26 protein-coding genes are annotated in these 26,676 nt (G+C 64.9%); 18 read left to right on the top strand and 8 right to left on the bottom strand.

Going from position 1 to position 26,676, the window contains the following annotated elements; translation table 11 throughout:
• Window positions 1-24: 24 nt before the first annotated feature.
• Entirely contained in the window at window positions 25-807 is a 783-nt protein-coding gene (locus JWJ88_RS08240; protein WP_205293632.1) for a bifunctional sulfate adenylyltransferase/adenylylsulfate kinase, read from the top strand.
• Between the two features lie 87 nt (window positions 808-894).
• Here JWJ88_RS08240 and JWJ88_RS08235 read toward each other — a convergent pair whose 3' ends face one another.
• Together JWJ88_RS08235 and JWJ88_RS08230 are read right to left on the bottom strand one after the other, a co-directional pair.
• Window positions 895-1,122, bottom strand: a complete 228-nt coding sequence (locus tag JWJ88_RS08235; protein ID WP_205293631.1) for a DUF1150 family protein — start codon at window positions 1,120-1,122, stop codon at window positions 895-897.
• Window positions 1,123-1,135: 13 nt separating this feature from the next.
• Window positions 1,136-1,546, bottom strand: coding sequence for an Hsp20 family protein (locus JWJ88_RS08230; protein ID WP_205293630.1), 411 nt, complete (start codon window positions 1,544-1,546; stop codon window positions 1,136-1,138).
• 217 nt (window positions 1,547-1,763) lie between these two features.
• Here JWJ88_RS08230 and JWJ88_RS08225 point away from each other — a divergent pair, with 217 nt between their 5' ends.
• The 3 genes from JWJ88_RS08225 to JWJ88_RS08215 are packed head-to-tail and all read left to right on the top strand — an operon-like array spanning window position 1,764 to window position 3,554.
• Window positions 1,764-1,982, top strand: a complete 219-nt coding sequence (locus JWJ88_RS08225; protein WP_205293629.1) for a YdcH family protein — start codon at window positions 1,764-1,766, stop codon at window positions 1,980-1,982.
• Between the two features lie 50 nt (window positions 1,983-2,032).
• Window positions 2,033-2,518, top strand: a complete 486-nt coding sequence (purE, locus tag JWJ88_RS08220; RefSeq protein WP_205293628.1) for a 5-(carboxyamino)imidazole ribonucleotide mutase — start codon at window positions 2,033-2,035, stop codon at window positions 2,516-2,518.
• Window positions 2,511-3,554 (top strand): 5-(carboxyamino)imidazole ribonucleotide synthase, encoded by a 1,044-nt coding sequence (locus tag JWJ88_RS08215; protein ID WP_205293627.1) that lies wholly within the window; start codon window positions 2,511-2,513, stop codon window positions 3,552-3,554. Before purE ends, JWJ88_RS08215 begins: the two co-directional genes overlap by 8 nt.
• On the opposite strand, the gene cobD is transcribed toward JWJ88_RS08215, so the two are convergent.
• On the bottom strand, window positions 3,538-4,503 hold the full coding sequence (gene cobD / locus JWJ88_RS08210) for a threonine-phosphate decarboxylase CobD (protein WP_205293626.1): 966 nt from the start codon (window positions 4,501-4,503) through the stop codon (window positions 3,538-3,540). The genes JWJ88_RS08215 and cobD overlap by 17 nt on opposite strands.
• A 227-nt stretch (window positions 4,504-4,730) precedes the next feature.
• Here cobD and JWJ88_RS08205 point away from each other — a divergent pair, with 227 nt between their 5' ends.
• The 6 genes from JWJ88_RS08205 (at window position 4,731) to JWJ88_RS08180 (ending at window position 9,739) form a co-directional block, all read left to right on the top strand.
• On the top strand, window positions 4,731-5,231 hold the full coding sequence (locus JWJ88_RS08205) for a type III secretion system chaperone family protein (RefSeq protein ID WP_205293625.1): 501 nt from the start codon (window positions 4,731-4,733) through the stop codon (window positions 5,229-5,231).
• Window positions 5,232-5,266: 35 nt separating this feature from the next.
• Entirely contained in the window at window positions 5,267-6,070 is an 804-nt protein-coding gene (gene proC / locus JWJ88_RS08200; protein ID WP_205293624.1) for a pyrroline-5-carboxylate reductase, read from the top strand.
• The gene (locus tag JWJ88_RS08195; RefSeq protein ID WP_205293623.1) at window positions 6,067-6,408 is read left to right on the top strand and encodes a tRNA-binding protein; all 342 of its coding nucleotides are present in this window, start codon (window positions 6,067-6,069) and stop codon (window positions 6,406-6,408) included. Before proC ends, JWJ88_RS08195 begins: the two co-directional genes overlap by 4 nt.
• Window positions 6,408-7,358, top strand: a complete 951-nt coding sequence (locus JWJ88_RS08190) for a 2-hydroxyacid dehydrogenase (RefSeq protein ID WP_205293622.1) — start codon at window positions 6,408-6,410, stop codon at window positions 7,356-7,358. The genes JWJ88_RS08195 and JWJ88_RS08190 overlap by 1 nt, the downstream gene beginning before the upstream one ends.
• On the top strand, window positions 7,358-8,584 hold the full coding sequence (locus JWJ88_RS08185) for a glycerate kinase type-2 family protein (protein ID WP_205293621.1): 1,227 nt from the start codon (window positions 7,358-7,360) through the stop codon (window positions 8,582-8,584). Before JWJ88_RS08190 ends, JWJ88_RS08185 begins: the two co-directional genes overlap by 1 nt.
• Window positions 8,585-8,692: 108 nt before the next feature.
• Window positions 8,693-9,739 (top strand): DUF475 domain-containing protein, encoded by a 1,047-nt coding sequence (locus JWJ88_RS08180; protein ID WP_205293620.1) that lies wholly within the window; start codon window positions 8,693-8,695, stop codon window positions 9,737-9,739.
• A 115-nt stretch (window positions 9,740-9,854) separates the two neighbouring features.
• Here JWJ88_RS08180 and JWJ88_RS08175 read toward each other — a convergent pair whose 3' ends face one another.
• The 5 genes from JWJ88_RS08175 to cobS all read right to left on the bottom strand — a co-directional run bounded on the left by JWJ88_RS08175 (window position 9,855) and on the right by cobS (window position 16,987).
• Complete coding sequence (locus JWJ88_RS08175) at window positions 9,855-11,666, bottom strand: aminopeptidase P family protein (RefSeq protein ID WP_205293619.1); 1,812 nt, start codon at window positions 11,664-11,666, stop codon at window positions 9,855-9,857.
• A gap of 28 nt (window positions 11,667-11,694) precedes the next feature.
• The gene (gene epsE, locus JWJ88_RS08170) at window positions 11,695-12,951 is read right to left on the bottom strand and encodes an exopolysaccharide biosynthesis GT4 family glycosyltransferase EpsE (RefSeq protein ID WP_205293618.1); all 1,257 of its coding nucleotides are present in this window, start codon (window positions 12,949-12,951) and stop codon (window positions 11,695-11,697) included.
• A 110-nt stretch (window positions 12,952-13,061) separates the two neighbouring features.
• Window positions 13,062-14,924, bottom strand: a complete 1,863-nt coding sequence (gene cobT, locus JWJ88_RS08165; protein WP_205293617.1) for a cobaltochelatase subunit CobT — start codon at window positions 14,922-14,924, stop codon at window positions 13,062-13,064.
• Window positions 14,925-14,931: 7 nt separating this feature from the next.
• Window positions 14,932-15,801: a hypothetical protein gene (locus JWJ88_RS08160; RefSeq protein WP_205293616.1), complete on the bottom strand. Its 870-nt coding sequence runs from the start codon at window positions 15,799-15,801 to the stop codon at window positions 14,932-14,934.
• 211 nt (window positions 15,802-16,012) lie between these two features.
• Window positions 16,013-16,987 (bottom strand): cobaltochelatase subunit CobS, encoded by a 975-nt coding sequence (gene cobS / locus JWJ88_RS08155; RefSeq protein ID WP_205293615.1) that lies wholly within the window; start codon window positions 16,985-16,987, stop codon window positions 16,013-16,015.
• Window positions 16,988-17,143: 156 nt separating this feature from the next.
• Here cobS and JWJ88_RS08150 point away from each other — a divergent pair, with 156 nt between their 5' ends.
• The 8 genes from JWJ88_RS08150 to JWJ88_RS08115 all read left to right on the top strand — a co-directional run bounded on the left by JWJ88_RS08150 (window position 17,144) and on the right by JWJ88_RS08115 (window position 26,671).
• The gene (locus tag JWJ88_RS08150) at window positions 17,144-18,112 is read left to right on the top strand and encodes a DUF808 domain-containing protein (protein ID WP_205293614.1); all 969 of its coding nucleotides are present in this window, start codon (window positions 17,144-17,146) and stop codon (window positions 18,110-18,112) included.
• Between the two features lie 66 nt (window positions 18,113-18,178).
• Window positions 18,179-19,558, top strand: coding sequence for an FAD-binding oxidoreductase (locus tag JWJ88_RS08145; RefSeq protein ID WP_205293613.1), 1,380 nt, complete (start codon window positions 18,179-18,181; stop codon window positions 19,556-19,558).
• Between the two features lie 302 nt (window positions 19,559-19,860).
• Window positions 19,861-20,646: a glycoside hydrolase family 25 protein gene (locus JWJ88_RS08140; protein ID WP_205293612.1), complete on the top strand. Its 786-nt coding sequence runs from the start codon at window positions 19,861-19,863 to the stop codon at window positions 20,644-20,646.
• Window positions 20,622-21,278 (top strand): CPBP family glutamic-type intramembrane protease, encoded by a 657-nt coding sequence (locus tag JWJ88_RS08135; RefSeq protein ID WP_205293611.1) that lies wholly within the window; start codon window positions 20,622-20,624, stop codon window positions 21,276-21,278. The genes JWJ88_RS08140 and JWJ88_RS08135 overlap by 25 nt, the downstream gene beginning before the upstream one ends.
• A gap of 60 nt (window positions 21,279-21,338) precedes the next feature.
• Entirely contained in the window at window positions 21,339-23,114 is a 1,776-nt protein-coding gene (gene aspS / locus JWJ88_RS08130) for an aspartate--tRNA ligase (protein ID WP_205293610.1), read from the top strand.
• 129 nt (window positions 23,115-23,243) lie between these two features.
• Window positions 23,244-24,611: a DUF1800 domain-containing protein gene (locus JWJ88_RS08125; RefSeq protein ID WP_205293609.1), complete on the top strand. Its 1,368-nt coding sequence runs from the start codon at window positions 23,244-23,246 to the stop codon at window positions 24,609-24,611.
• 11 nt (window positions 24,612-24,622) lie between these two features.
• Window positions 24,623-25,804: a DUF1501 domain-containing protein gene (locus tag JWJ88_RS08120; protein ID WP_205293608.1), complete on the top strand. Its 1,182-nt coding sequence runs from the start codon at window positions 24,623-24,625 to the stop codon at window positions 25,802-25,804.
• Window positions 25,805-26,053: 249 nt separating this feature from the next.
• Window positions 26,054-26,671: a GNAT family N-acetyltransferase gene (locus JWJ88_RS08115; RefSeq protein WP_240200134.1), complete on the top strand. Its 618-nt coding sequence runs from the start codon at window positions 26,054-26,056 to the stop codon at window positions 26,669-26,671.
• Window positions 26,672-26,676 lie beyond the last annotated feature (5 nt).

Genomic DNA, 26,676 nt, shown 5'->3' with positions numbered 1-26,676 from the left:
AACCAACTATCGCGGAGACCGCCGATGACCTTGCCGCATCACCAGCCAATCCGCGAACTCATGGTCAGTCCCGACGCCGGGCAGCAGTTGCGCGCCGGGGCAGAGCGCTTGCTCGCATGGGACCTGACCGCGGCGCAACTGGCCGAACTGGAACTGCTGACCAGCGGTGCTTTCTTTCCTCTGCGCGGTTTCCTGACGCAGGCCGATTGCGATTCGGTGGCCGAGGGGATGCGGCTGACCTCGGGCGCGCTGTGGCCGGTGCCCGTGGTGCTGGATGTCGCGGCGGAATTTGCCGATCAGGTCGAGCCGGGCGAGGATATCGCCCTGCGCGGTCCCCAAGGCGCTGTTCTGGCCATTCTCTCGGTTACCGACAAGTGGCGGCCCGAGGGGGGTGGGCCCCCGGCTGTCTCTGGCGAATCATCGCAACCGGGCGCGACCTTTGGAGCGGTCCGACTGGGTGGTCCGGTCAAGGGGCTGCCCGCTGTGGGCGATGCCCGGAATGGGCCGAACGGCTGGCGCGCGCATTTCCGTACGCAGGACTGTAAGCGGGTGCTGGCATGCGATCCGGCGGATGAGATGGCTGCCGGGCGGCTGGCTGTTGAACTTGGCGCGGTGCTGCTGCCGCTCAAGATTGCGCCTTTTCATATCGGTCCGCGCGCGGCGCTTTGGCAGGCGCTTGTCTGCCGCAATCACGGGGCGACGCATCTGCTGCTGCCCGCCGATCCGGCGACGCAAGCGTTGTTGCGGCAATACCGCGAAGAGGTCGGGTTGGTGCTGGTCGAACCCGAGGACGCGACGGGGCTTTAGCGGCAGACGGGACCAAATCGCCGGCACATTGATGCGCCGGCGCGGGTCATGGGGTTGGGCGCAAGCAGGCGCCGGTTTTCTGCAGCTTTAATGCACGCTGACCGGGGTCAACTCGTTCTGGCGGGCCAGCATAAAGGCCAGGCTGCGATCCTTGACCAGCGCCAGCCGCTCTCCATCCGGGCCGTGCACGGCATAAAGCGCATCGACGTTGGGCACCTGACGGCGCACCTCATCCGGCAGGCTGTCCATGGCGACGCGGCGGATATAGACAATATTGCCCGCTTCCTGCGGGTCGAAATCGAATCTCTCGTTCATTTGCGATCCCCTTTCATTTGCGGCTGATCGGTATGGTTTGCACGATGCTGTCGGCCTCGGCCCGACGCAGATCGATGTTCAGAAGCCCGTTTTCCAGCCCGGCCGATACCACCTCGACGCCATCCGCCAGCACGAAGCTGCGCTGAAAGGCGCGTGAGGCGATGCCCCGGTGCAGAAAGACGCGCTCGTCATCCGCCTCTGCCTGCCTGCCGCGAATCACCAACTGGCGGTTCTCCAGCGTGATGGACAGGTCGTCGTCGGAAAAACCCGCCACGGCCAGCGTGATGCGAAAGCCGTTTTGGCCTTGGTGTTCGATGTTATAGGGCGGATAGCCCTCGGCCCCCTTGGCGGCCCTTTCGGCCAGACGCTCAAGCTGGTCGAACCCCAGCAGGAACGGATGAGCGGCCAGACTGATCTTGGTCATTCGCAAGCCCTTTGCATCAAAGCGACTGTCGACCGGACCCCGGAAGTGGCGATCCAGCAAAAGCAATATGTGAACGGATGCTGTCGGAAACAAGGGTTTGCCGCATGGCAGCGGCGTGGCTCACGGCCGCAGGTCCCGCGTTAACTCGTTTATGCAAAACCATTAACAACGTCAGGGGGCTGCGCTATAACCAAGGCGTTCCAGCCCGAGGCCCCAGATGAACGCCCAGCACGAGATGTCCCATGAAGAAATCGGCCGCGCCAAACTCGAGGTGCTGCGCCGCGAACATCGGGACCTTGACGTGGCGATCGCCGCGCTTTCGGAACAAAGCCTGACCCATTCGCTGACGCTGCAACGGCTCAAGAAGCAGAAGCTTGCGCTGAAGGACCGCATCGCCCGGCTTGAGGATGAGTTGACCCCGGATATCATCGCCTGATTGCATGATTCCGTCCGTCGCGTTAGGGCGGGGCGCAAAAGGGGGTCGCCATGGAAAAACCCGTCGGAATCATCATGGGCAGCCAGTCCGACTGGCCCACCATGCGCGAGGCCGCAGCCATACTGGACGAGTTGGGCGTGGGCTACGAGGCCCGGATCGTCAGCGCCCATCGCACGCCGGACCGGTTATGGGACTATGGCAAGACGGCTGTGGCGCGGGGGCTGAAGGTCATTATCGCCGGTGCCGGCGGGGCCGCGCATCTGCCGGGCATGATGGCGAGCAAGACCCGGGTGCCGGTGATCGGCGTGCCGGTGCAGACCAAGGCGCTGTCCGGCGTCGATTCGCTTTATTCCATCCTGCAGATGCCCAAGGGCTATCCCGTCGCCACCATGGCCATCGGGGCAGCCGGTGCGGCCAATGCCGGGCTGATGGCGGCGGGCATTCTTGCGATCTCGGACCCTGCGCTGGCCGGGCGGCTGGATGCCTGGCGTCAGGCGCTGTCGGATTCCATCCCTGAGGAGCCGAAAGATGAGTGAACTGCCCACAGGTTCGGTAATCGGCATTCTGGGTGGCGGTCAGTTGGGCCGGATGCTGTCGGTCGCAGCCAGCCGGCTTGGCTATCGCTGCCATATCTATGAGCCGGGTGCCGCACCGGCGGGCGACGTGGCCCATGCGCTGACCACCGCGCCGTATGAGGACGAGGCCGCCTTGCGCGCATTCGCCGAATCGGTCGATGTCATCACCTATGAATTCGAGAACGTGCCCACGGCGGCGCTGGACTTGCTGGAGTCGCTGCGCCCGATCCGGCCGAACCGTCGCGCGCTTGCCGTGTCGCAGGACCGGCTAAGCGAAAAGGATTTCCTGACCGGCATCGGCTTGCGGACCGCCCCCTATCGCAACGTGGAAACCGAAGCGGACTTGTCCGAGGCGCTGGAGGCGCTGGGCGTGCCCTCGATCCTCAAAACCCGGCGGCTGGGCTATGACGGCAAGGGTCAGATCCGGTTTTCCGACGCGGCCCAGCGGGAATGGACCGGCGCACCCTCGGTGCTGGAGGGGTTCGTCGATTTTTCGGCCGAGATCAGCGTCATCGTCGCGCGGGGCGTGGATGGGCAGGTCGCAGCCTACGACCCGGGGCTGAACGTCCACCGCGACGGTATCCTGCACACGACAGCGGTTCCCTGCGGCCTGCCGCAAGGCCTGCTGACGGATGCGGTGCTGATCGCCGCCCGGATCGTCAATGCGCTGGATTATGTCGGTGTCATGGGGGTCGAGCTTTTCGTGACCCGCGAAGGGCTGGTGGTGAACGAGATCGCGCCGCGTGTGCATAACTCGGGGCACTGGACGCAGGCGGGCTGCGCTGTCGATCAGTTCGAACAGCATATCCGTGCGGTCGCCGGCCTGCCTCTGGGGGACGGTCAGCGTTATGCCGATGTCGAGATGGAGAACCTGATCGGCGACGATATCCTGCGCATTCCCGAACTGCTTGGGCGGCCGCGCACCCAGATCCATCTTTATGGCAAGGGCGAGGCGCGTCCCGGCCGCAAGATGGGTCATATCAACCGGGTGCTTTGAACGCCTGCGCCAAGCGGTCGAATTCCCGGCGATTGCCGGGAATGCCCAGCCTGATCCAGCGGTCGTGCCAAGGGAAGATACGGCTCCAGATCCCGGCGCGGGCCAGCAGATCGCGCGCGGCACGTGCCTCGGCCACCTCGTAGAGCCGGAACAGATGCGTGCCGCCGATCAGGTTCCAACCCTGCGCGGTAAGGATCTGGTCCAGATGCAGCGTCGCCTCGGACAGCCAGACTACGGTATCGTCGGCCCATCGCGCATCGGCCAGTGCTTGCGCGCCGATTTCCAACGCCGGCCCGCTGACCGGCCAGGGGCCTGCACGCTCTGCCAGCCGCGTCAGCAGATCGGGCGCGGCGATGGCAAAGCCCAGCCTCAGCCCGGCGAGGCCCCAGAACTTGCCGAAACTGCGCAGCACGATCACGTTGTCCGGTCGTTCGCTCGCTACGGACAGATCCGGGCGCGGATCGGCAAAGCTTTCGTCCACGACCAGATGGCCGACCGTCGCGGCGATGGCGGCGATCTGCGCCGGCGTGAATTCGCGCCCGTCGGGATTGTTCGGGTTTACGATCACCGCCAGATCGGCACCGGACAGCCCCGCCGGATCATGGGGTTCCGCCACCTGCCAACCGGCAGAACGCAGGCTGCCAGCATGTTCGTTATAGGTGGGCGAAAACACGGCTGCCCGCTGCCCCGGGATCACATGCGGCACAAGCTGGATCGCCGCCGAGGCGCCCGCCAGCGGCAGGATCTGTTCGGATGCGCAGCCGAATCGCACCGCGGCCAAGGCGCAAAGCCGCGCCTGATCCTGCTGTGTCGGCAGGGCGGTCAGGGCGTGCGCTGAAAGCGGCCCGGCCTGCCAGCTTCGGCGGTTGATTCCCGTTGACAGGTCGATCCAGTCCGTCCCCCCAAAGCGGTTTGCCGCCTTGTCGATATCGCCGCCGTGATCGCGCATCCGCCCCCCTTCAGGTTTTGGGCGGTTTGAGCCTGCCTGCGCTGCGCGGTCAAGCGGCTTGAGTTCGGCTGACATAAGCCGGTAACGGAATTTTCGCTTTACACCCTCGTGGAACCGTCACACGATATGTTGTAGGCACATTCCGGAAACTACGCCGGGTGTAGTCTGGGCCACCAAGGGTTGGGGTTTTACCTTGCCCCGCTCTCAGACAGGCAGGGGGACAGGACATGGCACAGCTGGACTTTATCCATAGCGATGACATTCATCCCATCGACGTGGTCGAGACAGTCGCCACGTATCACGAATGGGACTTCGACCGTCTGGCCGAGGATCAGATCGCCATGGCCGTCGAGGGGCAGTGGCGCACCTATTCGATCACGCTGGCATGGTCGCCGCGCGAGGAGGTTCTGCGATTGATCTGCACCTTCGACATGGACCCTCCGACCGAGAAGCTGCCGGCGCTTTACGAGGTGCTGAACCTTGCCAACGATCAGGTCTGGGATGGCGGTTTCACCTTCTGGGGGCCGCAAAAGCTGATGGTCTGGCGTTACGGGCTGGTGCTATCCGGCGACGCCATCGCCAGCCCCGAGCAGATCGACCAGATGATCGGCAATGCCATTCTGGCCTGCGAGCGATTTTATCCATGTTTCCAACTGGCCTGCTGGGGCGATGCCTCGCCCGCGGCCGCTATGGACATCGCCATGTCCGAGGCCTACGGAAGGGCCTGAACGCCGCCCGGGCGGCGCGGCCAATTGGGGGGGGCATGGAACTTTCTGCATTGAACGGGCGCGGTCTCGTGCTGATCGGCTGCGGCCGGATGGGCGGCGCGTTGCTGCAAGGCTGGCTGAAGCAGGGGCTGGCGGCGGATGCCGTGCATGTGATCGACCCTAACCCTCGGGCCGATCTGTCGGATTTGGGTATTTCAATCAACGGAGAATTGCCGGCCGATCCGGCGGTTCTGGTGATCGCGGTCAAGCCGCAGATGATGGCGGATGTGCTGCCACGGCTTACGGTGGGGGCTTCGACGCTGGTGGTTTCGGTCGCCGCGGGCGTGACGCTGGCGGCTTATGAACAGGCTTTTCCAGCCGCGCCGATCGTGCGGGCCATGCCGAATACGCCGGCCGCCATCGGTCAGGGCATCACTGCCATCGTCGGCAATGCCAAGGCTGGCGAGGCCGAGACGACGCTGGCCCGGGCGCTTATGTCCGCTGTGGGCCGTGTCGTGACCCTGGACAGCGAGGCGCAGATGGATGCGGTGACCGCCTTGTCTGGATCGGGGCCTGCCTATGTCTTTCACATGATCGAGGCCATGGCGGCGGCTGGCGAGGCCGAGGGCTTGTCGCCGGCGCTGGCGCTGGAATTGGCGCGGGCCACCGTGGCCGGCGCCGGCGCGCTGGCCGTGCATGCGGATGAGGACCCGGCGAAGTTGCGCGAGGCCGTGACCTCGCCCGGCGGCACCACGGCGGCGGGGCTGAAGATCCTGATGGATCCGCATGGCGGGTTGCCGCCCCTGATGCGTCGCACCATCGCCGCCGCCGCAGAACGGGGGCGGGAGCTGGGACGATGAGGGGGCAGATTTCTTGGGCGGATTTCGAGAAGGTCGATATCCGGGTGGGCCGCATTACGCGCGCCGAGCCCTTCCCGCAGGCGCGGCGTCCGGCGTTCAAGCTGTGGCTGGATTTCGGACCCGAGATCGGCGAGCGCAAAAGCTCGGCCCAGATCACCCGGCATTATGTGCCTGACGAGTTGATCGGCCGGCAGGTGCTGGCGGTGGTGAATTTCCCGCCGCGCCAGATCGGCCCTTTCATGTCCGAGGTTCTGGTGCTGGGCCTGCCGGACGCAGAGGGAGAGGTCGTGCTGATCGGTCCCGGCCATGAGGTGCCCGTCGGGGGGAGGATGTATTGATGAAGCTTTTGGTGACGCGCCGCATGACGCAGGCGGCGGAACATGCGCTGTCGGCCCGGTTCGAGACCGAGATACTGGATCGCAAGGACGGGCTCAGCGTCGAAGAAGCCGCGCAGGCCTTGGCCGACTACGACGCGATCCTGCCGACGCTGGGCGACCGGTTCACCGCCGAAGCGTTTGACGGCCAGCCACGTTGCAAGCTGCTGGCCAATTTTGGCGCGGGCTACAACCATATTGACGTGGCGGCGGCGGCGGCGGCGGGCGTGGCCGTGACCAACACGCCGGACGCCGTGACCGAGGCAACCGCCGATATTGCCCTGACCCTGATCTTGATGACCGCCCGCCGCGCGGGCGAGGGAGAGCGGCTTTTGCGCCGCGGCGAGTGGAACGGATGGGAACCGACGCAACTGCTGGGCCGCCATGTCGCGGGCTGTACTGTCGGCATCATCGGCATGGGCCGCATCGGCAAGGCCATTGCCCGGCGCTGCCATTATGGCTTTGGCATGGACGTGCTGTTCCATAACCGCTCGGTGGTTTCATCGCTGGATTTCCCGGCTCGGCAGGTCGCTGATCTGGACGAGTTGCTGGTGCAGTCGGATTTCGTCGTCGTTGCCGTACCCGGCGGGGCCGAGACCCGGCACATGATCGGTGCGCGTGAGCTGGAGCGGCTGGGGCCGCGTTCATATCTGGTCAATATCGCCCGGGGCGACGTAGTCGAAGAGGCGGCATTGGTCGAGGCGCTGGCTCGGGGACGGATCGCGGGGGCAGGCCTGGACGTCTATGAATTCGAGCCGAAGGTGGCGCCCGAGCTTTGCGCCATGGAGAACGTAACCCTGTTGCCCCATCTGGGCACTGCCGCAGAAGAGGTGCGCACCGCCATGGCCATGCGGGCAATGAACAACCTGATCGCCTTTGCCGAGGGCCATGCGTTGCCCGACCGGGTGAACTGATGTCGCCGGCTGATCGCGCCATGGCGCTGATCCGCGTGGGCATCGGTGCCGCCGATCCGGGTGCGGCGGTGGCGCGCGGCATGGCCGAGGTGCTGGCCGATCCGCCGGGGCAGGGTGGGCGCTGGCAGATCATTGCGCTTGGCAAGGCTGCCCGCGCCATGGCCAAGGCGGCGCTGGCCGCCCTGCCTGATGCCGAGGCGCTGGTGGTGACCAATGCCGGGAATGATGCGCCCCTGGCAGGGGCGCAGGTGATGCGCGCGGGCCATCCCCAGCCTGATGAAGAGGGCGCGACCGCTGCGCGCGAGGTGATCGCCCGGCTTACCGCCGCCGGACCGCCGGACCGGGTTCTGGCGCTGATTTCGGGCGGCGGCTCGGCCATGTTGCCAGCCCCGGCCGAAGGTATGGACCTCGCCGACAAACAGGCGGTGAACCGGCTGCTTCTGGCCTCGGGCGCGGATATTTCGCAGGTGAACCTGATCCGGCAAGGGCTGTCGCAGCTCAAGGGCGGCGGCTGGCTGCGCCTGTCGCGGGCACCGGTTGCGGCGCTGATCTTGTCCGACGTGCCCGGAGACGACCTGCGCGTGATCGCCTCGGGGCCCACGGTGGCGCCGGTCAGCACGCGGGCGCAGGCGGCCGAACTGGCAAAATCGCTGGGTATCTGGGACAAGATGCCGGATGCGGCGCGCTCGGCACTGACGCGTCCCGAAGATGACCGGGCCTTGCCAAAGACGAAAAACATTCTCGTCGGTTCCAACGCGATCTCGGTCGTCGCCATGGTTGCGGACGGGGCCGATCCCGCGCCGATCCCGCTGGAGGGCGACGTGCAGGACTGCGCCGAAGCGATCTGGGCACTGGCTGCCGACCTGCAGCCCGGTCAGGCGCTGGCCTTTGGCGGTGAGACGACGGTGAAACTGACCGGCGATGGCATGGGCGGTCGCAATCAGGAACTGGCGCTGCGTCTGGCGCTGCTGGCCGAGGCGCAGCCGGTGGCTTTCGACTGGGCTTTTGCCGCTGTCGGCAGCGATGGGCGCGATGGTCCGGGCGAGGCGGCGGGCGGGCTGGTTGGCCCCGGCACTCCGGATGCGATTCGTGCAGGCGGTATCGACCCAGTGGCGGCTTTGGCGAGAAACGATTCCACTCCGGCGCTGGCGGCGGGCAGCGCGCTGGTGGTGACCGGTGCCACGGGCACCAATGTCGCCGATCTGGCCGTGTTGGTCCGGGCCTGAAGGTTTCGCAAACCTCCTGCCCAAGGGGGGCGCTGGAAAACCCCCGCCTTGCCGGGCATTCCGGCAGGGCCTAAGACCGAAAGGCACGCGCCGCAGGAAGGGAACGATATGAGATCCACCTTCAGCTACATGACCTGGCCCTTCATCACTACCGGAATGGGGCTGGCGCTTGCCGCTTTTCTGGGCTGGGAATACAGCGGCACCGGGGCAGGGGCGCTGGCCTTTTTCCTGATCGCCGCCATCCTTGCGGTGCTGGAAATCTCGCTTTCCTTCGACAATGCCATCGTCAATGCCAACAAGCTCAAGCAGATGACGCCGAAATGGCAGCGCCGTTTTCTGACCTGGGGCATCCTGATCGCGGTCTTCGGCATGCGGGTGATCTTTCCGCTGATGGTCGTCGTTATCGCCGCCCATCTCGCCCCGTGGGAGGCCATACGTCTGGCCGCAACCCAGCCACAGGAATACTCGCGCATCATCCACGAAGCGCATCTGCCCATCGCCGCTTTCGGCGGATCGTTCCTGATGCTGGTGGCGCTGAATTATTTCTTTGACGAGGCCAAGGACGTGGACTGGATCAAGGGGGTCGAGGCCGCCTTGCGCAAGCTGGGCGAGATCCGCGGCATGGAGGTCGGCTTCGTGCTGATCTGCATGTTGGTGATCGTGGGACAATTGCCGATGGAAAAGGAACATACCTTTATCATCGCCGCGATCTGGGGGGTCATCACCTATCTCTTGGTGGATATGCTCGGCCATGTGCTGGATCGCTGGGGAGGGCAGCCCAGCCACGCCGATATGGCGCGCGGCGGCTTCGGCGCCTTTCTCTATCTCGAAGTGCTGGACGCATCATTCAGCTTCGACGGGGTGATCGGGGCATTCGCCCTGACCCAGAACCTGTTCCTGATCGCCATCGGCCTTGGCATCGGCGCCATGTATGTCCGCTCCATGACCGTGATGCTGGTCGAGCGCGGCACGCTCGCCGCCTTCCGCTATCTCGAGCACGGCGCCTTCTGGTCGATCTTCGTGCTGTCGGTCCTGATGTTCGTGCAGACGCTGCGCCCCATCCCCGAGGTTGTCACGGGTCTCTTGGGTGCCTGTTTCATCGGCATGGCGTTTCTCAGTTCGCTGGCGTGGCGCCGCCGCCACCCCCAAGAATAACCAAGGACCGAACCCACCCGCCCGGCCACCTCCGGGCGTCCCGAGCTTTCGATTTCTTCGTTGCCCAAATACCCATGCGACCGTGCCCTCCGGCACGACCGCACGGTTTCAGGCGCTAGCCTTCCAGGGGCCGCGTCGCCAGGAACAGCCAATCGCGCGCCTCGCCTTCGACCAGCGGCGAGATCTCGTCCCAGACCCGCTGGTGATAGGCGTCCAGCCAGGCGATCTCGGCGGGCGTCAGCAAGCCGGGCTGGATCAGCCGGCGGTCGATCGGGGCCAGCGTCAGCGTGCCAAAGCCCAGCATCTCGCGCCCGTCGGGACTGCCCTTGGCCTCGACCACGATCAGGTTCTCGATGCGGATGCCGAACTCGCCCTCGCGGTAATAGCCGGGCTCGTTCGACAGGATCATGCCGGGCTGCAAGGCGATCTCCGAGATGCGGGAAATCCGCACGGGGCCTTCATGAACCGACAGGCCCGCGCCCACGCCATGTCCGGTGCCATGATCGTAATCCATGCCCTCGGACCACAGCGGCGCGCGCGCCAGTGCGTCCAGATGACAGCCGGCAAGGCCGCGCGGGAACTGCACCTGCGACAGCGCGATCATGCCTTGAAGCACCCGGGTATAGGGCCGCCGCACCGCGCTGTCGCAAGGCCCCATCGGCATGGTGCGGGTGATGTCGGTGGTGCCATTGCCGTATTGCCCCCCCGAATCCACCAACAGGACATGGTCGGGCAGGATGCGCAGGTTGCTTGCCTCGCTGACATGATAATGTGGGATCGCGGCATGTGGCCCGGTGGCCGAGATGGTGTCGAAGCTGATATCCAGAATGCCGCGGGCGCGCCGCAGTTCCTCCAGCTTTTTCGCCACGTCGATCTCGGTCAGCGGTTCGGCGTCCAGTTGCGGCGCGCGCGCGTCGAGCCAGCACAGCAGTTCTGTCACCGCCGCGCCGTCCTGCAGATGGGCGGCGCGCATGCCGGCGATCTCGGCGGCGTTCTTGCAGGCTTTGGGCAGGATAACCGGGTCCTGCGCCTCGATAATCGGTGTTTTCATGCTTTCGACCAATGAAAACACCTGATCGGGTGCGGTGGCGGGGTCGATGCGCACCGGGCCGGCAAGGTTGGTCAAGGCCGGGGTCAGGGCGTCCAGAGGCAGCACCGCGACCTCATTGCCAAGCGCGCTGCGCACCTCGGCCGGGAACTTGGCCGGGTTGGTGAAGATCGCGACATGGCCGTTTTCCTCGATGATGGCAAAGGCTTGCACCACCGGGTTTTTGGGCACGTCCGCGCCGCGGATGTTCAACAGCCATGAGACCGAGTCGGGCAGGGACAGCACGGCAGCCTGCTGCCCGGCTGCGCGCAGCATGCCCGCGATGCGGGCTCGCTTTTCTGCGGCGGTTTCGCCTGCGATCTCGTCGGGCCAAAGCCGCACGATACCGACCGGAGCCTCGGGCTGGTCGGTCCAGATCGCATCGACGGGGTTCGCCGCGACCGCGATCAGGGCGATGCCTGAACCGGCCAGGCCTTTTTCCATCTCGCGGATTTCGTGCCGGGTGTGCAGCCAGGGGTCATAGCCGATACGCCCGCCTTCGGGCAGGGCTTCGCGCAGCCAGTCGGCGGGCTTGGTCTCGGGCCAGGGGACGGGGGTGAAATGCGCGGGTTCCACCTCGGCCTTGACCTGCACACGATAGCGGCCGTCGATGAACACTCCGGCGCGGTCCGGCGTGACGATGCAGAACCCGGCGCTGCCGGTAAAGCCTGTCAGCCAGGCCAGCCGCGCGTCGCGGGCGGCGACATACTCGCCCTGATGCGCGTCGGCACGCGGGATCAGGAAACCGTCAAGTCGACGCGTGGCCAGCTCGCGGCGCAATTCGGCCAGCCGGGGCGGATGGGCTGCGGGATCGGAATGGCTGTCGTAGGTCTGGAACATGCTCGCCTCGGGGTTCTTGGTTATCGGATCAGGTGCGGTGCAGGGCTGCGCGCGCGCCGGGCACGGTGCGGACCAGCCCGTCGGCCACGGCCTCGGCACTGCGGCGGTGGTGGAAATCGGCGGCGACACGGGCGCGCGATGCCTGAGCCAGCCGCCGTGCCTCGTCAGGATCCGCGTAGAGCCGGGCGATTACCTCGGCCATGATCCCGGGTCGTTCGGGCGGTACAAGGATGGCGTCGCGGCCCGAGGTTATCAATTCGTGATTGCCGCCGACATCGGTGACGACGACCGGCATTTCCATCGCCATCGCCTCCATGATCGCGACTGATATGCCCTCGTTAAGGCTGGCCAGCGCAAAGACATGGGCGCGCTCCAGCCCCCCGCGAACCCGGGCCTCGCTGACCGCGCCCAGCAGCCTGACCGCGTCATCCAATCGCTTTTCCGCGATCAGCGCGTCGAGATGACGGTGATAGCCCGAGCCGCCCTGTTCGTCCTCGCCGGCGATTTCCAGACGCGCGTCGATGCCTTGGGTGCGCAGCATTTCGACCGTGGCGATCAAGTGGTCATGTCCTTTGACCGCATTCAGCCGACCGCAGGTAAAGATGCGCAGCGGCTCGCCCGGGGCAGGGGGCTGCCATGGGGTCTGCCGTTTGATCTGATCCAGATCCACGCCCATCGGCGCGATATTGACGACGGCCGGACGGTCGTCGCCGATCTCGCGCTCGGCCACTTGCGTCAGCAGTTGCGAGATGATGGTGGCGAAACGCGCATGGCGCCATTTCTGGCGCTGGTTCGGACCGTAACCCTCCAACGTGGGGCCATGCAGGGTCAGGCTATAGCCCGGTCCGCCCAGCCTTTCAGCCAGCATCGCGATATTGGCGCTGTCGGCGCAGCTATGGACGTGGATATGATCCCATTCCTGCTGGCGCGCGATGCGCTTCAGCCGCGCGCCCATCGCCAGCAGACCCAGCATCCGCAGCCGGCCCTTGATCCCGCCATCCGTCTGGGCTGTCAGCGCCGCGCCCAGGCCGCGCGCCCAACCCACAGGACCCGAGCGCAGGAACTCGGCAATGATCCCCAGCCCTTCGCCATTCAGCGGCAGCAAATAGCGGGTCCGGGCCTGCGCCTCGGCCGCCCAGCTATGCGAGGCGACGGCGCGCGGCGGCGGGCGGGTCGAGATCGGTTCGGCCTCGATTCCCAGTTCGGCCAGCGCCTGACGCTCTCGCCACAGGAAAATATGGGTTTGGCCGGGAAACTCGGGGACGAAAAAACCGATCTTCAGCACCTAAAAATCCCCTTGAAAAGCCCCTTGGCCAGCGGGACAGCAACAGCCCGGCTCAGCGAAATTGTTCGCATGGACCGGGCCGCGAAATCAAGCAGTCGGAAAAAACAGGCTTATCCCACCCGTCGCATGTTCATGGCACGGGCACGCTTTCTGGGGTCGGCCTCGAACAACGCCGCCAGTTGCTCGGTCATGGCGCCGGCGAGCTGTTCGGCATCGGTGATCGTTACGGCGCGTTCGTAATAGCGGGTCACGTCATGACCGATGCCGATGGCCAGCAGTTCGACCTGCTTCTTGCGCTCGATCATCGCGATCACGTCGCGCAGGTGCTTTTCCAGAAAATTCGCAGGGTTCACGGAAAGCGAGGAATCGTCCACCGGGGCCCCGTCGGAAATCACCATCAGGATCCGGCGCGCCTCGGCCCGGCGGGTCAGCCGCCGATGTGCCCATTCCAAGGCCTCGCCGTCGATGTTTTCTTTCAGCAACCCTTCTTTCATCATCAGGCCCAGGTTCGGCCGCACCCGCCGCCAGGGCGCATCGGCGGCCTTGTAGATGATATGGCGCAGGTCGTTCAGCCGTCCCGGATGCGCGGGCCGGCCGGCGGCAAGCCATTGCTCGCGGCTTTGGCCGCCTTTCCAGGCACGGGTGGTAAAGCCAAGGATTTCCACCTTCACCTGCGACCGTTCCAGCGTGCGGGCCAGCACATCGGCGCAGATCGCGGCAATGCTGATCGGCCGTCCGCGCATCGAACCGGAGTTGTCCAGCAGCAGCGTGACCACGGTATCGCGGAACTCGGTATCCTTTTCGACCTTGAACGACAAAGGCGTCGTGGGGTTGGCCACCACGCGGGCAAGGCGACCGGCGTCCAGCACGCCCTCTTCCTTGTCGAATTCCCAACTGCGGTTCTGTTGTGCTTGCAAGCGCCGCTGCAGCTTGTTCGCCAGCCGCGAGACCGCGCCGCGCAGAGGTTCAAGCTGCTTGTCCAGATAGGCGCGCAGCCGTTCCAGTTCCGCCGGGTCGGCCAGATCCTCGGCCTTGATTTCCTCGTCGAATTCCTGGGTATAGACGCGATATTCGGGGCTTGCCTCGCTGACTTGCGGCGGCAGGTCGGGAGGGGTCTCGGCCTCGGACATCTCGGCCTCGTCGGCCATTTCCTCGTCCGACTGGTCGTCCATGCTGACCTGCGCCTGACGTTCGTCCTGCGTCTGGTCCTGCGTGCGTTCGGGGCTGGCCTCGGCGTCCTCGTCCTCGTTCTGGTCGCGGGACTGGTTGTCGCCGGCTTCTTCTTCCTGTTCGGCGTTCTCGTCGGCCTCGTCCTCTTGCGGCTCGTCCGGGTCCTCGCCCAACTGGTCGCCATAGCCCAGATCGGCGATCACCTTGCGGGCCAGCCGGGCAAAGGCGGCCTGATCGGCGATCACCTGACCGACCTCTTCTAGATCGGCGCCGGCCTGTTCCTCGACAAAGGGCCGCCACAGATCGGCGACATGCTGGGCAGGGGGCGGCAGGGCACGGCCCGTCGCCGCCTGCCGCACGATATAGCCCGCGGCGACGGCCAATGGCGCATCGGCAGGGGCCTTGATCTGGCCATAGCCCTTGCGTTCGGCTTCTTGTCCCAGCTTGGCGTCGATATTCGACAGCGCGCCGGGCATGTCGCGCGCGCCCAACGCCTCGCAACGCGCGGTTTCCATCGCTTCGTAAAGATCGCGCGCCATCGGCCCTGCGGGAACATATTTCGCATGGGTCGCGGCGTCGTGGTGGCGCAATTTCATCGCCAGGGCGTCGGCGGTGCCACGCGCCAGCAGAACCTCGTCGCGGGTCAGGCGGCGGCTGACCTGCGGCAGGCGCATGGTATCCCCCGCCACGCCCGAGGGATCGGCGGTGAAGGTCACATTCAGTTCATGATCCTCGGCCAGCGCTCGGGTGGCCTCGGTCAGGGCCTTCTTGAAGGGATCGGCGGGGTTGTCGGATTTTTTCATGGGCGGGTCACCTTCTAAACCGGGTGTAGCGGGACAGTGTGCTACCGATCGCGCGATCCGGCAATGGCAGGTGCAGCCAAGGCTCGACCCCCTTGCTGGCGGCAGCGGCAGCAGCGGCCGTAGGGGTGGCGGTCAATTCGAACGGATCCGTGACGCCCGCCGTCGCACCCTGCATATCATGGGTAAGGGCATCGGCAAACCCGTGCACGGCAAGGCCCAGCCTTTGGTCCATGCCGATTGCATCCTGGCGGTATCGGCGTTCGAAACCGGCAATATTCCGGGGCGAGAGAGCCAGTTTCAAACCATCGGAGGCTTGCGCGGCATGCTTGCGATAGAGGCGGTCGAACTCGTATCCGACTGCGAGGCGGAGCGACGCACTCCGGTCCCGAATGTTGCGGTGAATTCTTTGCACCTCGGCAAGGCCGGTTGGATCGAGGCTTCGGTTTTCCGCGGGAGTCCGGGGCACGGTAACGGTGTTCTCGGTGCAGATGGACAGGAAATCGGTCACGACATCCCCTCCGGCCAGATGTTCGCGGATCAGGGGGCGTGGGATATAGGCGTCGCCGAACTGCTGCCGCCATGCGTCGATGGCGGCGCTTTTCAGAAAGCGTCCGCGTTTTGTGCTTTGCTGCACGAAATCCTGAAACCGTCTAAGATCCGCGCCGATTTTGACCACCTCGGCATAGACCGACTTCATCCGTGCATGATGCGGTCTGACGTAGTGAACCAGATATACCCGACTTGCAAAGGGCTGCAGCACCGTATTGACGAATTGCCTCATCACCTCGGGCCGCAGGACCGAAAAATGCTCATCCGAAAGCACGCAGACTGAGGCACGAGGGGCAAGCGCCAGTTGCGCACGCAGGATCTGCGTCATGATCCCGCCATCCGGCCTGCCCCGAAGCGCCTTTGCCACTCGGCTGTGGTTTTCTGCTCGACCCGGATAAACCACATCCAGATTCATTCCGCGGAAGCTGCCCGAACGCAGGAAGCGCTGCAACGATGTCGAGCCCGCTTTCATGTCCCCGATATGGACATAAATGCTGTTGAATCTGGCCCTCATTACATTGTTCTGACGAGTCGCCCCATCACCCCGCCTTGACCGCCGCGCTTTCGGGCAGTTCCTCGTCGAACAGGCGTTGGTAGAACTCGGCTACCGTCTGGCGCTCCAGTTCGTCGCATTTGTTCAGGAAGGTCAGCCGGAAGGCGTAGCCGACGTTGTCGCCGAAGATGCGCGCGTTCTGCGCCCAGGCGATCACCGTGCGCGGGCTCATGACGGTGGACAGGTCGCCCTGCATGAAGGCGGTCCGGGTCAGGTCGGCCAGCGTCACCATCTGGTTGATGATCTTGCGGCCCTTCTCGGTGTTGTAGGTCGGGTTCTTGGCCAGCACGATGGCCGCCTCGGCGTCATGGCTCAGGTAGTTCAGCGTCGAGACAAGCGACCAGCGGTCCATCTGGCCTTGGTTGATCTGCTGCGTGCCGTGGTAAAGGCCCGTGGTATCGCCCAGACCCACCGTGTTTGCCGTCGCGAACAGGCGGAAATAGGGGTTCGGGGTGATGACCTCGTTCTGGTCCAGCAGCGTCAGCTTGCCGTCGGCCTCCAGCACGCGCTGGATCACGAACATCACGTCGGCGCGGCCGGCGTCGTATTCGTCGAAGACGATTGCGGTCGGATTGCGCAGCGCCCAGGGCAGGATGCCTTCGTGGAATACCGTCACCTGCTTGCCGTCCACCAGCTTGATCGCGTCCTTGCCGATCAGGTCGATACGGCTGACATGGCTGTCCAGGTTCACTCGCACGCAGGGCCAGTTCAGGCGCGCGGCGATCTGTTCGATATGGGTGGATTTCCCGGTGCCGTGATAGCCTTGGATCATGACGCGGCGGTTATAGGCGAAACCCGCCAGAATCGCCAAAGTCGTATCAGGATCGAACTTGTAGGTTTGGTCAATGTCGGGCACGCGGTCCGATTTTTCGGCAAAGCCCTTGACCTTCATGTCGCTGTCTAGACCAAAGACCTCGCGCAGGTCGATCTCTTCGGTCGGTTTGGCGTTCTGATCCAGCATGGGCGGCCCTTTCGATTGTCCCTTGCTTGATGAATGATTCCCCGGGCGGGTGCAAGTCGGGCAGGGCGGTGGAACCCGGGGGCCGGGCTGCGAATTGCGCAAGGACACGGTGCGCCCTAAAGCTGCCGGATTGGAACATCGGGACAGGAAACGAGTATGAGCGGATTGCTGGCGCTGCTGGATGACGTGGCGGGGATTGCCAAGATCGCGGCGGCATCCATCGACGACGTGGCGGGACAGGCGGCCAAGGCCGGGGCCAAGGCTGCGGGCGCGGTGATTGACGACGCTGCAGTGACGCCGAAATACGTCCACGGTTTCTCGGCCGCACGAGAGGTGCCGATCGTTCTGAAGATCGCGCGCGGCTCGATGTTCAACAAACTGGTGATCCTGCTGCCCGTGGCGCTGATCCTGTCGGCCTTTGCGCCAAGTCTTATCACGCCGCTTTTGATGATCGGCGGCTCTTACCTGTGTTTCGAAGGGGCCGAGAAGCTGCTGCACGCGCTGAGCCATCACAAGGTGAATGAGCCGAAGCTGAAGCTGACACAGGAGGGTGCGGCCGGGCTGGAAGAGGAACGGGTCCGCGGCGCAATCAAGACCGATTTCATCCTTTCGGCCGAGATCATGACCATCGCGCTGGCCACGATTCCCGTCGGCGATGCGATCTGGATGAAGGCGATTATTCTTGCCGTGGTGGCCGTGGGCATCACCGTCGCGGTCTATGGCTTTGTCGCGCTGATCGTGAAGGCGGACGACTTTGGCCTGCACCTGAATGAAAGCGGCGGCGCGCTGGCGCCCCTGGGTCGCGGCATCGTGCATGTCATGCCCGGCTTCATGAAGCTGCTGACCATCGTGGGCACCGCGGCGATGATCTGGGTCGGCGGCCAGATCGTCATCCACGGGATGCACGAGTTGGGCCAGCACCAGCCCTATGAATGGATTCGCGACATGGCCGGGGCCGCAGCGCAAGCCCTGCCCGCCACGCCGGGCTTTGCAGGCTGGGTCACCACGGCCTTCTTCGACGGCATCTTCGGGGTGGTCTGGGGCATGATCCTGATTCCGGTGGCGCATTACGTCGTCTCGCCTGCCATCGGCGCGGTCAAGGGCATGCTGGGCAAGAAAGCCTGAGCCCGGCTTGCCCTTGCACCGGCGGCGGGATTATCAACCGCCAAGACCGAAAGCAGGAGATGTCCCATGCCGATTCCAGCCCCGGCCCTTGAGGCGCTAGGCGCGCTTCTGGGCGCGCGTTTCTCGACCAGCGGTGCCGACCGCGACCTGCACGGTCAGTCCGAAACCTTTCACCGCGCTCCGCCGCCCGATGCGGTCGCCTGGCCGGTTTCGACCGAAGAAGTGTCGAAAATTGCTGCCATCTGCCACGCCTATCGCGTGCCGATGATCGGCTGGGGCACCGGCACCTCGCTGGAGGGGCAGGCGCTTGCCCCGCAGGGTGGGCTGGTCATCGACCTGAGCAAGATGGACCGCGTGCTGGAGATCCGGGCCGAGGACATGCAGGTCAGCGTCCAACCCGGCTGCACGCGCGAGGCGCTGAATACCGAACTGCGCACGACGGGTCTGTTCTTTCCGGTCGATCCGGGCGCGAATGCCTCGCTGGGTGGCATGGCGGCGACCCGGGCGTCCGGCACCACCGCCGTTCGCTACGGCACCATGCGCGACAACGTGCTGGCGCTGGAGGTGGTTTTGGCTGACGGCCGCGTGATCCGCACCGGCACACGCGCCGCGAAGTCCAGCGCCGGCTATGACCTGACCGCGCTGTTCATCGGATCAGAAGGCACCTTGGGCATCATTACGGAATTGACTCTGCGCCTGCACGGCCAGCCGGAAGAAGTCGCCGCGGCCGTTTGCGGCTTTCCGACGTTGGAACAGGCGGTGGAATGCGTGACCGCCACGATCCAGTCCGGCATCCCGATGGCGCGGATCGAGTTCATCGATGCCGACGTTGTGCGCGCCTTCAACCGCGCCTCGGGGACGCAGATGCACGAAGGCCCGCACCTGATGGTCGAGTTCAACGGCTCGCCCGCCTCGGTCAAGGGCGATGCCGAGGGGTTCGGCGCGCTGGCGGCCGAATTCGGCGGCACCGGCTTTGACTGGGCCACCACGCCCGAGACGCGCGCCGCGCTGTGGAAAATGCGGCACAACGCCTATCGCTCGTGTCTTGCCTTGCGGCCGGGGGCGACGGCAGTGGTGACGGATGTCTGCGTGCCGATGTCGCACCTGCCCGCCGCCGTGGCTGCCGCGGCCGAGGATATTCGTGCCGAGGGGCTGCTTGGCCCCATCGTGGGTCATGTCGGCGATGGCAACTTCCACGCGCAGATTCTGGTGATGCCGGGCGATGAGGCCGAACTGGCCGCTGCCAAACGGGTGGCGGTGCGCATGGCTGAACGCGCGCTGGCCGTCGGCGGCACCATCACCGGCGAGCATGGCGTGGGCATAGGCAAACGTCCCTTGATGCCTGCCCAACACGGCGCGGCCATCGAGGTCATGGCGGCGATCAAACAGGCGCTGGACCCTGAGGGCGTGCTGAATCCCGGCAAGCTGGTGCCAGAGGCGGGCTGATTTCGGCGTCAGGTCGGGATGAAATCGCCCGCAACCAGATTTGCCGCATAAGCATGGTGGCTCCGCCGGCCAGCTTCGGTTGGCAGGCGGCGTATCAGCGATATCGGCTATATGGTCGCCCTCAACACAGAACCGTCGGAAAAATCCTGCGCCCCTGATCGGCGCGCCTTGGTTGCCGCTGACAAACTCGTGACTGTCACGCCATCGTGACACAGCCCCGCACCTTTGCGATAAGGGGTCAAAGCGCCGACGACAGGCGTCAAGGCAAGAGCGCGCAGCATGGCGCGGGGCAGAGGGCACAGATGAAACTCCTGGGTAAGATTTTGACGGTTCTGGCGCTGGTTGCGCTGGCCGCCTGCGGGCGGGGGCCTTCCGGCGGGCGGGCGGTGATGGCGGGGCAGGGCAGCGGTCCGCAATTCGGCGACAGCGCGCCGCACCCGTGGGTCGGCGGGCATCCCTATGATCATCCGGTGCATGGCATCGACATCTCGCGCTGGCAGGGGGACATCGACTGGAACCGGGTGCGCACCTCCGGGGTCAGCTTTGCCTTTATCAAGGCGACCGAGGGCGGCGACCATGCTGATCCGAATTTCCGCCGCTACTGGCGCGAGGCGGCGCAGGCACGCATCCCGCGCGGGGCCTATCACTATTTCTACTTCTGCCGCTCGGGTGCGCAGCAGGCGGCATGGTTCATCGCCAACGTGCCCAAGGAACGCGGCGCCATGCCGCCGGTGCTGGATCTGGAATGGACCGCCTCCAAGACCTGTCCGCATCGCCCGCCCAGCCATGAGGTGCTGCGCGAGGCCAAGATATTCAAGGATATCCTGCAGCAGCACTATGGTCAGCGCCCGATCATCTACACCACGGTCGATTTCTATCGCGACAACAACCTTGGTTCCTGGCCCGAGGAGTTCTGGCTGCGCTCGGTCGCAGGTCACCCCCGGATCGTCTATCCCGGCCAGCGTTACACCTTTTGGCAATATACCGGGACCGGCGTCGTTCCGGGGATCGGCGGCAATGTGGATCTGAACGTCTTTGCGGGTTCGCCCGCGCAGTGGCGGGCATGGCTCAGCCAGAGGCTGCAATAGCGCGCGGCCTGCTTTGGGCCGAATTCGCGGCGCTCTATGTGGGGGCGCCGCTGGTCATGGCGTTGTTCCTGCCGGGCCACCTTCTGTTCGAGGCGTTGGCGGTCTTCAGCCTGGCGGGGCTGGGTCTGCTGTGGCGCACCGGTGGCTTTCGCTGGCATAGTCTGGTGCATGGCTGGAGCCTGCTGCCATGGCGCGAGATCGCTGCCATTGCGCTTGCCACCCTGCTGTCGGGGTTGGCGATCCTGTGGTTCAGCAGCCCGAACTCGATTTTCCAGATCGTGCGGCAACGCCCCGAGTTTCTGTTGGTGATCTGGGTATTCTACCCCATCCTTTCGGCCTTGCCGCAAGAGCTGATCTTTCGCCCCTTGTTCTTTCATCGCTACGGCGCGTTGCTGCCGCCCGGGCGCGGAGCGATCGCGCTGAACGCCGCGGTGTTTTCCTTTGCGCATCTGATGTATTGGTCGTGGATCGTGGCGATCCTGACCTTTGTCGGCGGCTGGGTCTTTGCCCGCGCCTATGTCAAACGCGGCTTCCCCTCGGCCTGGGTCCTGCATGCGGTGGCGGGGAACGTGCTGTTTGCGGTCGGTATGGGCGCTTATTTCTATACCGGCAATGTGGTGCGGCCGTTCTGATTGCTTGACTTCGCCCGCGCGGCGCGGTTCATGCGGGGCCGATACGCAAGGGGAAAAATGATGAGCGCCTATCGCAGCCATACCTGCGGCGAACTGACCGCCGCTGCCGCCGGAACCGAGGTCCGTTTGTCCGGCTGGGTCCACCGGGTCAGGGATCACGGCGGCGTTCTGTTCATCGACCTTCGCGACCATTACGGCATTACTCAGGTGATCGCCGACAGCGACTCGCCTGCTTTCGCGGCGCTGGAAAAGCTGCGTGCCGAAACCGTGATCCGCATCGACGGCCGGGTAAAGCTGCGCGACGCCTCGCTGGTGAACCCCAAGCTGCCGACCGGCGAGATCGAAATCTACGCCACCGCAATGGAAGTGCTTGGCCCGTCGGACGATCTGCCCCTGCCGGTCTTCGGCGATCAGGATTACCCCGAGGAAACCCGCCTGACCTATCGTTTCCTCGACCTGCGCCGCGACAGCCTGCACGGCAATATCATGCTGCGTTCGCGCGTGGTGAAATGGCTGCGTGATGCGATGTGGAATCAGGGCTTTACCGAGTTCCAGACCCCGATCATCACCGCCAGCTCGCCCGAAGGCGCGCGTGACTTTCTGGTGCCCTCGCGCCTGCATCCGGGCAAGTTCTATGCCCTGCCGCAGGCCCCGCAGCAGTTCAAGCAGCTGATCATGGTCGCGGGCTTTGACAAGTATTTCCAGATCGCGCCCTGTTTCCGCGACGAAGACCCGCGCGCCGACCGCTCGCCCACCGATTTCTACCAGCTCGACATGGAGATGTCCTTTGTCGAGCAAGAGGACATCTTTGCCGCAATCCAGCCGGTCATTCAGGGCCTGTTCGAAGAGTTCGGCGGGGGACGCCGCGTCGATCCGAACTGGCCGCGCATCCCCTATGCCGAGGCGATGCTGAAATACGGCTCTGACAAGCCCGACCTGCGCAACCCTATCGAGATGCAGGTGATCAGCGAACATTTCCGTGGCTCGGGCTTTGCGATCTTCGCGAAGCTTCTGGAGCAGGACGGCACCGAGGTTCGCGCCATTCCCGCGCCGGGTGGCGGCTCGCGCAAGTTCGCCGACCGCATGAACGCATTCGCCCAGCAGCAGGGCCTTCCGGGGATGGGTTATATCTTCTGGCGCAAGGCCGAGGACGGCTCGACCGAGGCGGCCGGACCCATCGCCAAGGCGCTTGGCCCCGAGAAAACCGAGGCGATCCGTGCCCAACTGGGCTTGGGCGAGGGCGACGCGGCCTTTTTCCTTGGCGGCCGCCCCGAAAGTTTCGAGGCCGTTGCTGGCCGAGCCCGCAACGAGATCGGCCGCGAATTGGGCTTGGTCGACGAAAACCAGTTCAAATTCGCCTGGATCGTCGACTTCCCGATGTATGAGAAGGGCGAGGACGACCGGATCGACTTCAGCCACAACCCCTTCTCGATGCCGCAGGGCGGGCTTGATGCGCTGGACGGCGATCCGCTGGCGGTGAAAGGCTATCAATACGACCTGGCTTGCAACGGCTATGAGCTCGTATCGGGTGCGATCCGCAACCACCGTCCCGAGATCATGTTCCGGGCCTTCGAATTGGCCGGCTATGGCCGGGACGAGGTCGAAAAGCGCTTTGGCGGCATGGTCAAGGCGTTCCGGTATGGCGCGCCGCCGCACGGTGGCTGTGCGGCTGGAATCGACCGCATCGTCATGCTGTTGGCCGACGAGGTAAACATCCGCGAAGTCATCATGTTCCCGATGAACCAACGCGCCGAAGACCTGATGATGGGCGCCCCCAGTGAGCCCACCAACGAACAGTTGCGGGAATTGCGCCTGCGGGTTCTGCCCCGCGAGTGACCTTTTGCAGCGGCGCATCGGCAGGGTCTTGCCGCGGCGCCGCATGCTGAAGAAAGCGTGAACTGACCTTATTCCCGGTCCATGCCATAACCTTGCCTATGGGGCGATTTCCCTTGCAAGGATGATTGCATGAGCTTTGGATTTCCCGAACTAGCGGCAATCCGTCTGGGCTTTGGTCTGTCGCCGCGGATGTCTCCGCCCGCCGATGTCAGGACTGTGCTGGCCGGCCCCGCCGGCGCCGGTCCGGACGCCGGTGCGATGACGACCGAACGGGCCAGCGATCTTGCCAGGCTGTTCAACGAAGGTCGTCGGGCCCGGCGCGACAAGCTGCCCGAACCGCCCGAGACACAGGAGGCCGCGCGGCAACTCGGCATCCTGCCCGTCGAGGATCTGCGCCGCCGGGTTATCCGTGCGTTGGACGATCCCATCGGGTTTGGCGAAAGACTCGTGCAGTTCTGGAGCGACCACTTCACCATTCGCGCGGTCAACAAAGTCCACAACGGCCTGGCCATGGCTTTCGTGGACGAGGCGATCCGTCCCCATGTGAACGGTCGGTTCGAAGATATGTTCTTTGCCGCCGATACCCATCCGATGATGCTGATCTATCTGGACCAGATTTCCAGCCGCGGACCGAATTCGCCTTTTGCCAAGAAGCGGCCCGAGCGCAATTTCGGGCTGAACGAGAACCTCGCCCGCGAGGCGCTGGAGCTGCATTCGCTGGGCGTTGATGCCGACTATGACCAGCACGACGTCCGGGAGCTGGCCAAATTGCTGACCGGGCTTAGTTTTTCCCATAATCAGGGGTTCGCATACAGGCCGCTTTGGGCCGAGCCGGGGTCCGAGACGGTGCTGGGACAGAGCTATGGCGGCAGGAGGCGCGGCGGGCTGGACGATATCCGCGCAGTCTTTCGCGATATCTCCCGTCGTCCCGAAACGGCGCTGCATCTGTCGCGCAAACTGGCGGTGCATTTTGTTTCGGACCAACCCTCCGAGGATCTGGTCGGGTCTATGGCTGCAGTCTGGCGCGATAGTGGCGGTGATCTGGCGCAGGTATATCGCGTGCTTGTCAGCCATCCCGATCTGGCCACCGAACTGCGGCGCAAGGTGCGCCAGCCCTTCGACTTTTGCGTGGCGGGCCTGCGCGCACTGGGTATGCGTGGCGAACAGATCGCCCGGCTTGACCTGCCGGTTTTTCGTCGTATTGCCTGGGGCCCGGTCGAGGCGATGGGCCAGCCCTGGGGGCGACCCAAGGGTCCCGACGGTTGGCCGGAAGAGGCCGACGCCTGGATCGCATCGCAAACCTTGGCCGCGCGTATCAACTGGTCGCTGCGCATACCCCGCCTGCTGCTGGATGAATTGCCGGACCCGCGCGACATGCTGGTCTCGGCCTTTGGCGGCACGCAATCGGCGGAACTGACATGGGCTGTGCCCAAGGCTGAAAGTGCGGCCGAGGGCGTGGCGCTGATTCTCGCCTCCGGCGATTTCAGCCGGCGATAGGGAGGGAACGGATGCTGACACTGGACCGACGCCTGTTTCTGAAGGGCGCTTCGCTGATTGGCTGTTCGGCAGCGGCGCATCCCTTCATGAACTCGATGACCTTCGCCGCGCTTCCGGGCGAGAACCGGCTGGTTGTCATCATCCTGCGCGGGGCCATGGATGGGCTGGACGCGATCCAGCCATATGGCGACCCGATGCTGCGCAAGTTGCGCAGCAGCCTGTCCGTCGGGCCGGAAAATGGTGCGCTGGACCTTGATGGCTTTTTTGCACTTCACCCGCGTCTGGAGACGCTTTTGCCGCTGTGGCGGACGGGCGAGCTGGCCTTTGCCCATGCCGTCTCGACCCCTTACCGTGACAAGCGCAGCCATTTCGACGGCCAGGACGTGCTGGAGGCCGGGACCGGGAACGACCTGCCCGTGGATCGGCGGGTGGGTGGCTGGCTGAACCGGCTGTTGCAAGCGACGCCCGGCGCCATCGCCGAAACCGCCTATTCCGTGGGCGTTGAGCAGATGAAGATCCTGACCGGGGAGGCTGCACACCTGAGTTGGGCACCCCGCGCCTCGCTGAACCTGTCTCCGCAGGCGCAACTGCTGCTGGAACATGTCTATCACGACGATCCGCTGTTTCGCGAGGCGGCGCAGGGTGCCGTGCAGATCAGTGCCGAGACTTCGGACATCGGCAAGATCCCCGGACCGACCGCCGATGCGCAGGCGCTGGCGGCCTTTACAGCCAGCCGGCTGAACGCGGAAAGCCGCATTGCCGCTTTTTCGATCCCCGGTTGGGACAGCCACGCCAACCAACCCCCCGTGCTGGGCCGGGGGCTGGACCGGCTGGCGGCGGCGATCCTGAAGCTGCGCGAAGGGCTGGGACCGAACTGGGACCGAACCACCGTGCTGGCCATGACGGAATTCGGCCGCACCGTGCGCGAAAACGGTTCGGGCGGGACGGATCATGGCACGGGCGGCGCGCTGCTGATGGCGGGGGGCGCGATCCGTGGTGGCCGCGCCTTTGGCGACTGGCCGGGTCTGGACGAGGGGCAGCTTTATGCCGACCGCGACCTGATGCCCGTGCGCGACATCCGCGCCTATGCCGCCTGGGCGATGCACGGTCTGTTCGGGATCGAGCGCGACACGCTGGAGCGGGCCATTTTTCCCGGGCTTGACCTTGGGGGCGATCCGGGGATGCTGGCGTGAACCCTGACCGGAGTTTTGCCCATGTCCAACGGTCCCGACACACCCTCCCGCTTGCGCTCTGCCAATCAGCATAACCAAGGCTTGGACCCTTCTCACGATGCCCCCTATGCAAAAGGGCATGCTTGGGCTGGGGATAGCGCAGGTGTCGATGGTGGTGATTTCGATACTGTCCATAACGGGGAGGCGTCGGGACGTCCGACTGGCCCTCGGGTTACGGATTTCGCCCCACCTCCTGCACCAGGACCGGATATGATCAAGGGTCGCCATGTGGTTCTGGAGCGATTGGATCCCCATCGTCACAGCGAGGATATGTTTGCGGCCAATCAGGGGCAGGATTGGGTCTGGGACTATCTGGGCTATGGTCCCTTCGCCGATCTGCCGAGCTATCGCGACTGGCAGGCAGGGATGGCTGCCAAGGTGGATCCGTTCTTTTATGCCCTGCGCGACGCTGCGACGGGTGAGGTGGGCGGGCTTGCGGCCTTTCTGCGCATCGACCCTGCGAACGGCGTGATCGAGATCGGCCATATCGAAATCGCGCCCTTGATGCAGCGCACCCCAGCCGCGACCGAGGCGATTTCGCTGATGATCGGATGGGCCTTTGGTGCCGGCTACCGTCGCGTCGAATGGAAATGCGATGCGCTGAATGCCCCGTCCCGCCGGGCTGCCCTGCGCTATGGTTTTATCTTTGAAGGTGTTTTTCGCCAGCACATGATTTATAAGGGCCGCAACCGCGACACGGCGTGGTATGCCATCATCGACCAGGACTGGCCCGCCGTGGCGCATGCTCACGAGACTTGGCTTGCGCCCGAGAATTTTGATGCCCAAGGGCGTCAGAGGCAAAGCCTGTCCGCGTTGACCGTGCGGTAGCAGGC

Origin of the sequence: Paracoccus methylovorus (assembly GCF_016919705.1) — a bacterium.
GTDB classification, from domain to species: Bacteria; Pseudomonadota; Alphaproteobacteria; order Rhodobacterales; family Rhodobacteraceae; genus Paracoccus; species Paracoccus methylovorus.
The sequence above is the reverse complement of the archived record's forward strand: the minus strand, read 5'-3'. Positions and strand labels throughout refer to the sequence as shown.

What these genes read in the sequence shown, in the direction of transcription:
- JWJ88_RS08240 (WP_205293632.1), top strand. Translation starts at nt 25, where the DNA reads ATGACCTTGCCGCATCACCAGCCAATCCGCGAACTCATGGTCAGTCCC.
- JWJ88_RS08235 (WP_205293631.1), bottom strand. Translation starts at nt 1,122, where the DNA reads ATGAACGAGAGATTCGATTTCGACCCGCAGGAAGCGGGCAATATTGTC.
- JWJ88_RS08230 (WP_205293630.1), bottom strand. Translation starts at nt 1,546, where the DNA reads ATGACCAAGATCAGTCTGGCCGCTCATCCGTTCCTGCTGGGGTTCGAC.
- JWJ88_RS08225 (WP_205293629.1), top strand. Translation starts at nt 1,764, where the DNA reads ATGAACGCCCAGCACGAGATGTCCCATGAAGAAATCGGCCGCGCCAAA.
- purE (WP_205293628.1), top strand. Translation starts at nt 2,033, where the DNA reads ATGGAAAAACCCGTCGGAATCATCATGGGCAGCCAGTCCGACTGGCCC.
- JWJ88_RS08215 (WP_205293627.1), top strand. Translation starts at nt 2,511, where the DNA reads ATGAGTGAACTGCCCACAGGTTCGGTAATCGGCATTCTGGGTGGCGGT.
- cobD (WP_205293626.1), bottom strand. Translation starts at nt 4,503, where the DNA reads ATGCGCGATCACGGCGGCGATATCGACAAGGCGGCAAACCGCTTTGGG.
- JWJ88_RS08205 (WP_205293625.1), top strand. Translation starts at nt 4,731, where the DNA reads ATGGCACAGCTGGACTTTATCCATAGCGATGACATTCATCCCATCGAC.
- proC (WP_205293624.1), top strand. Translation starts at nt 5,267, where the DNA reads ATGGAACTTTCTGCATTGAACGGGCGCGGTCTCGTGCTGATCGGCTGC.
- JWJ88_RS08195 (WP_205293623.1), top strand. Translation starts at nt 6,067, where the DNA reads ATGAGGGGGCAGATTTCTTGGGCGGATTTCGAGAAGGTCGATATCCGG.
- JWJ88_RS08190 (WP_205293622.1), top strand. Translation starts at nt 6,408, where the DNA reads ATGAAGCTTTTGGTGACGCGCCGCATGACGCAGGCGGCGGAACATGCG.
- JWJ88_RS08185 (WP_205293621.1), top strand. Translation starts at nt 7,358, where the DNA reads ATGTCGCCGGCTGATCGCGCCATGGCGCTGATCCGCGTGGGCATCGGT.
- JWJ88_RS08180 (WP_205293620.1), top strand. Translation starts at nt 8,693, where the DNA reads ATGAGATCCACCTTCAGCTACATGACCTGGCCCTTCATCACTACCGGA.
- JWJ88_RS08175 (WP_205293619.1), bottom strand. Translation starts at nt 11,666, where the DNA reads ATGTTCCAGACCTACGACAGCCATTCCGATCCCGCAGCCCATCCGCCC.
- cobT (WP_205293617.1), bottom strand. Translation starts at nt 14,924, where the DNA reads ATGAAAAAATCCGACAACCCCGCCGATCCCTTCAAGAAGGCCCTGACC.
- JWJ88_RS08160 (WP_205293616.1), bottom strand. Translation starts at nt 15,801, where the DNA reads ATGACGCAGATCCTGCGTGCGCAACTGGCGCTTGCCCCTCGTGCCTCA.
- cobS (WP_205293615.1), bottom strand. Translation starts at nt 16,987, where the DNA reads ATGCTGGATCAGAACGCCAAACCGACCGAAGAGATCGACCTGCGCGAG.
- JWJ88_RS08150 (WP_205293614.1), top strand. Translation starts at nt 17,144, where the DNA reads ATGAGCGGATTGCTGGCGCTGCTGGATGACGTGGCGGGGATTGCCAAG.
- JWJ88_RS08145 (WP_205293613.1), top strand. Translation starts at nt 18,179, where the DNA reads ATGCCGATTCCAGCCCCGGCCCTTGAGGCGCTAGGCGCGCTTCTGGGC.
- JWJ88_RS08140 (WP_205293612.1), top strand. Translation starts at nt 19,861, where the DNA reads ATGAAACTCCTGGGTAAGATTTTGACGGTTCTGGCGCTGGTTGCGCTG.
- JWJ88_RS08135 (WP_205293611.1), top strand. Translation starts at nt 20,622, where the DNA reads ATGGCTCAGCCAGAGGCTGCAATAGCGCGCGGCCTGCTTTGGGCCGAA.
- aspS (WP_205293610.1), top strand. Translation starts at nt 21,339, where the DNA reads ATGAGCGCCTATCGCAGCCATACCTGCGGCGAACTGACCGCCGCTGCC.
- JWJ88_RS08125 (WP_205293609.1), top strand. Translation starts at nt 23,244, where the DNA reads ATGAGCTTTGGATTTCCCGAACTAGCGGCAATCCGTCTGGGCTTTGGT.
- JWJ88_RS08120 (WP_205293608.1), top strand. Translation starts at nt 24,623, where the DNA reads ATGCTGACACTGGACCGACGCCTGTTTCTGAAGGGCGCTTCGCTGATT.
- JWJ88_RS08115 (WP_240200134.1), top strand. Translation starts at nt 26,054, where the DNA reads ATGATCAAGGGTCGCCATGTGGTTCTGGAGCGATTGGATCCCCATCGT.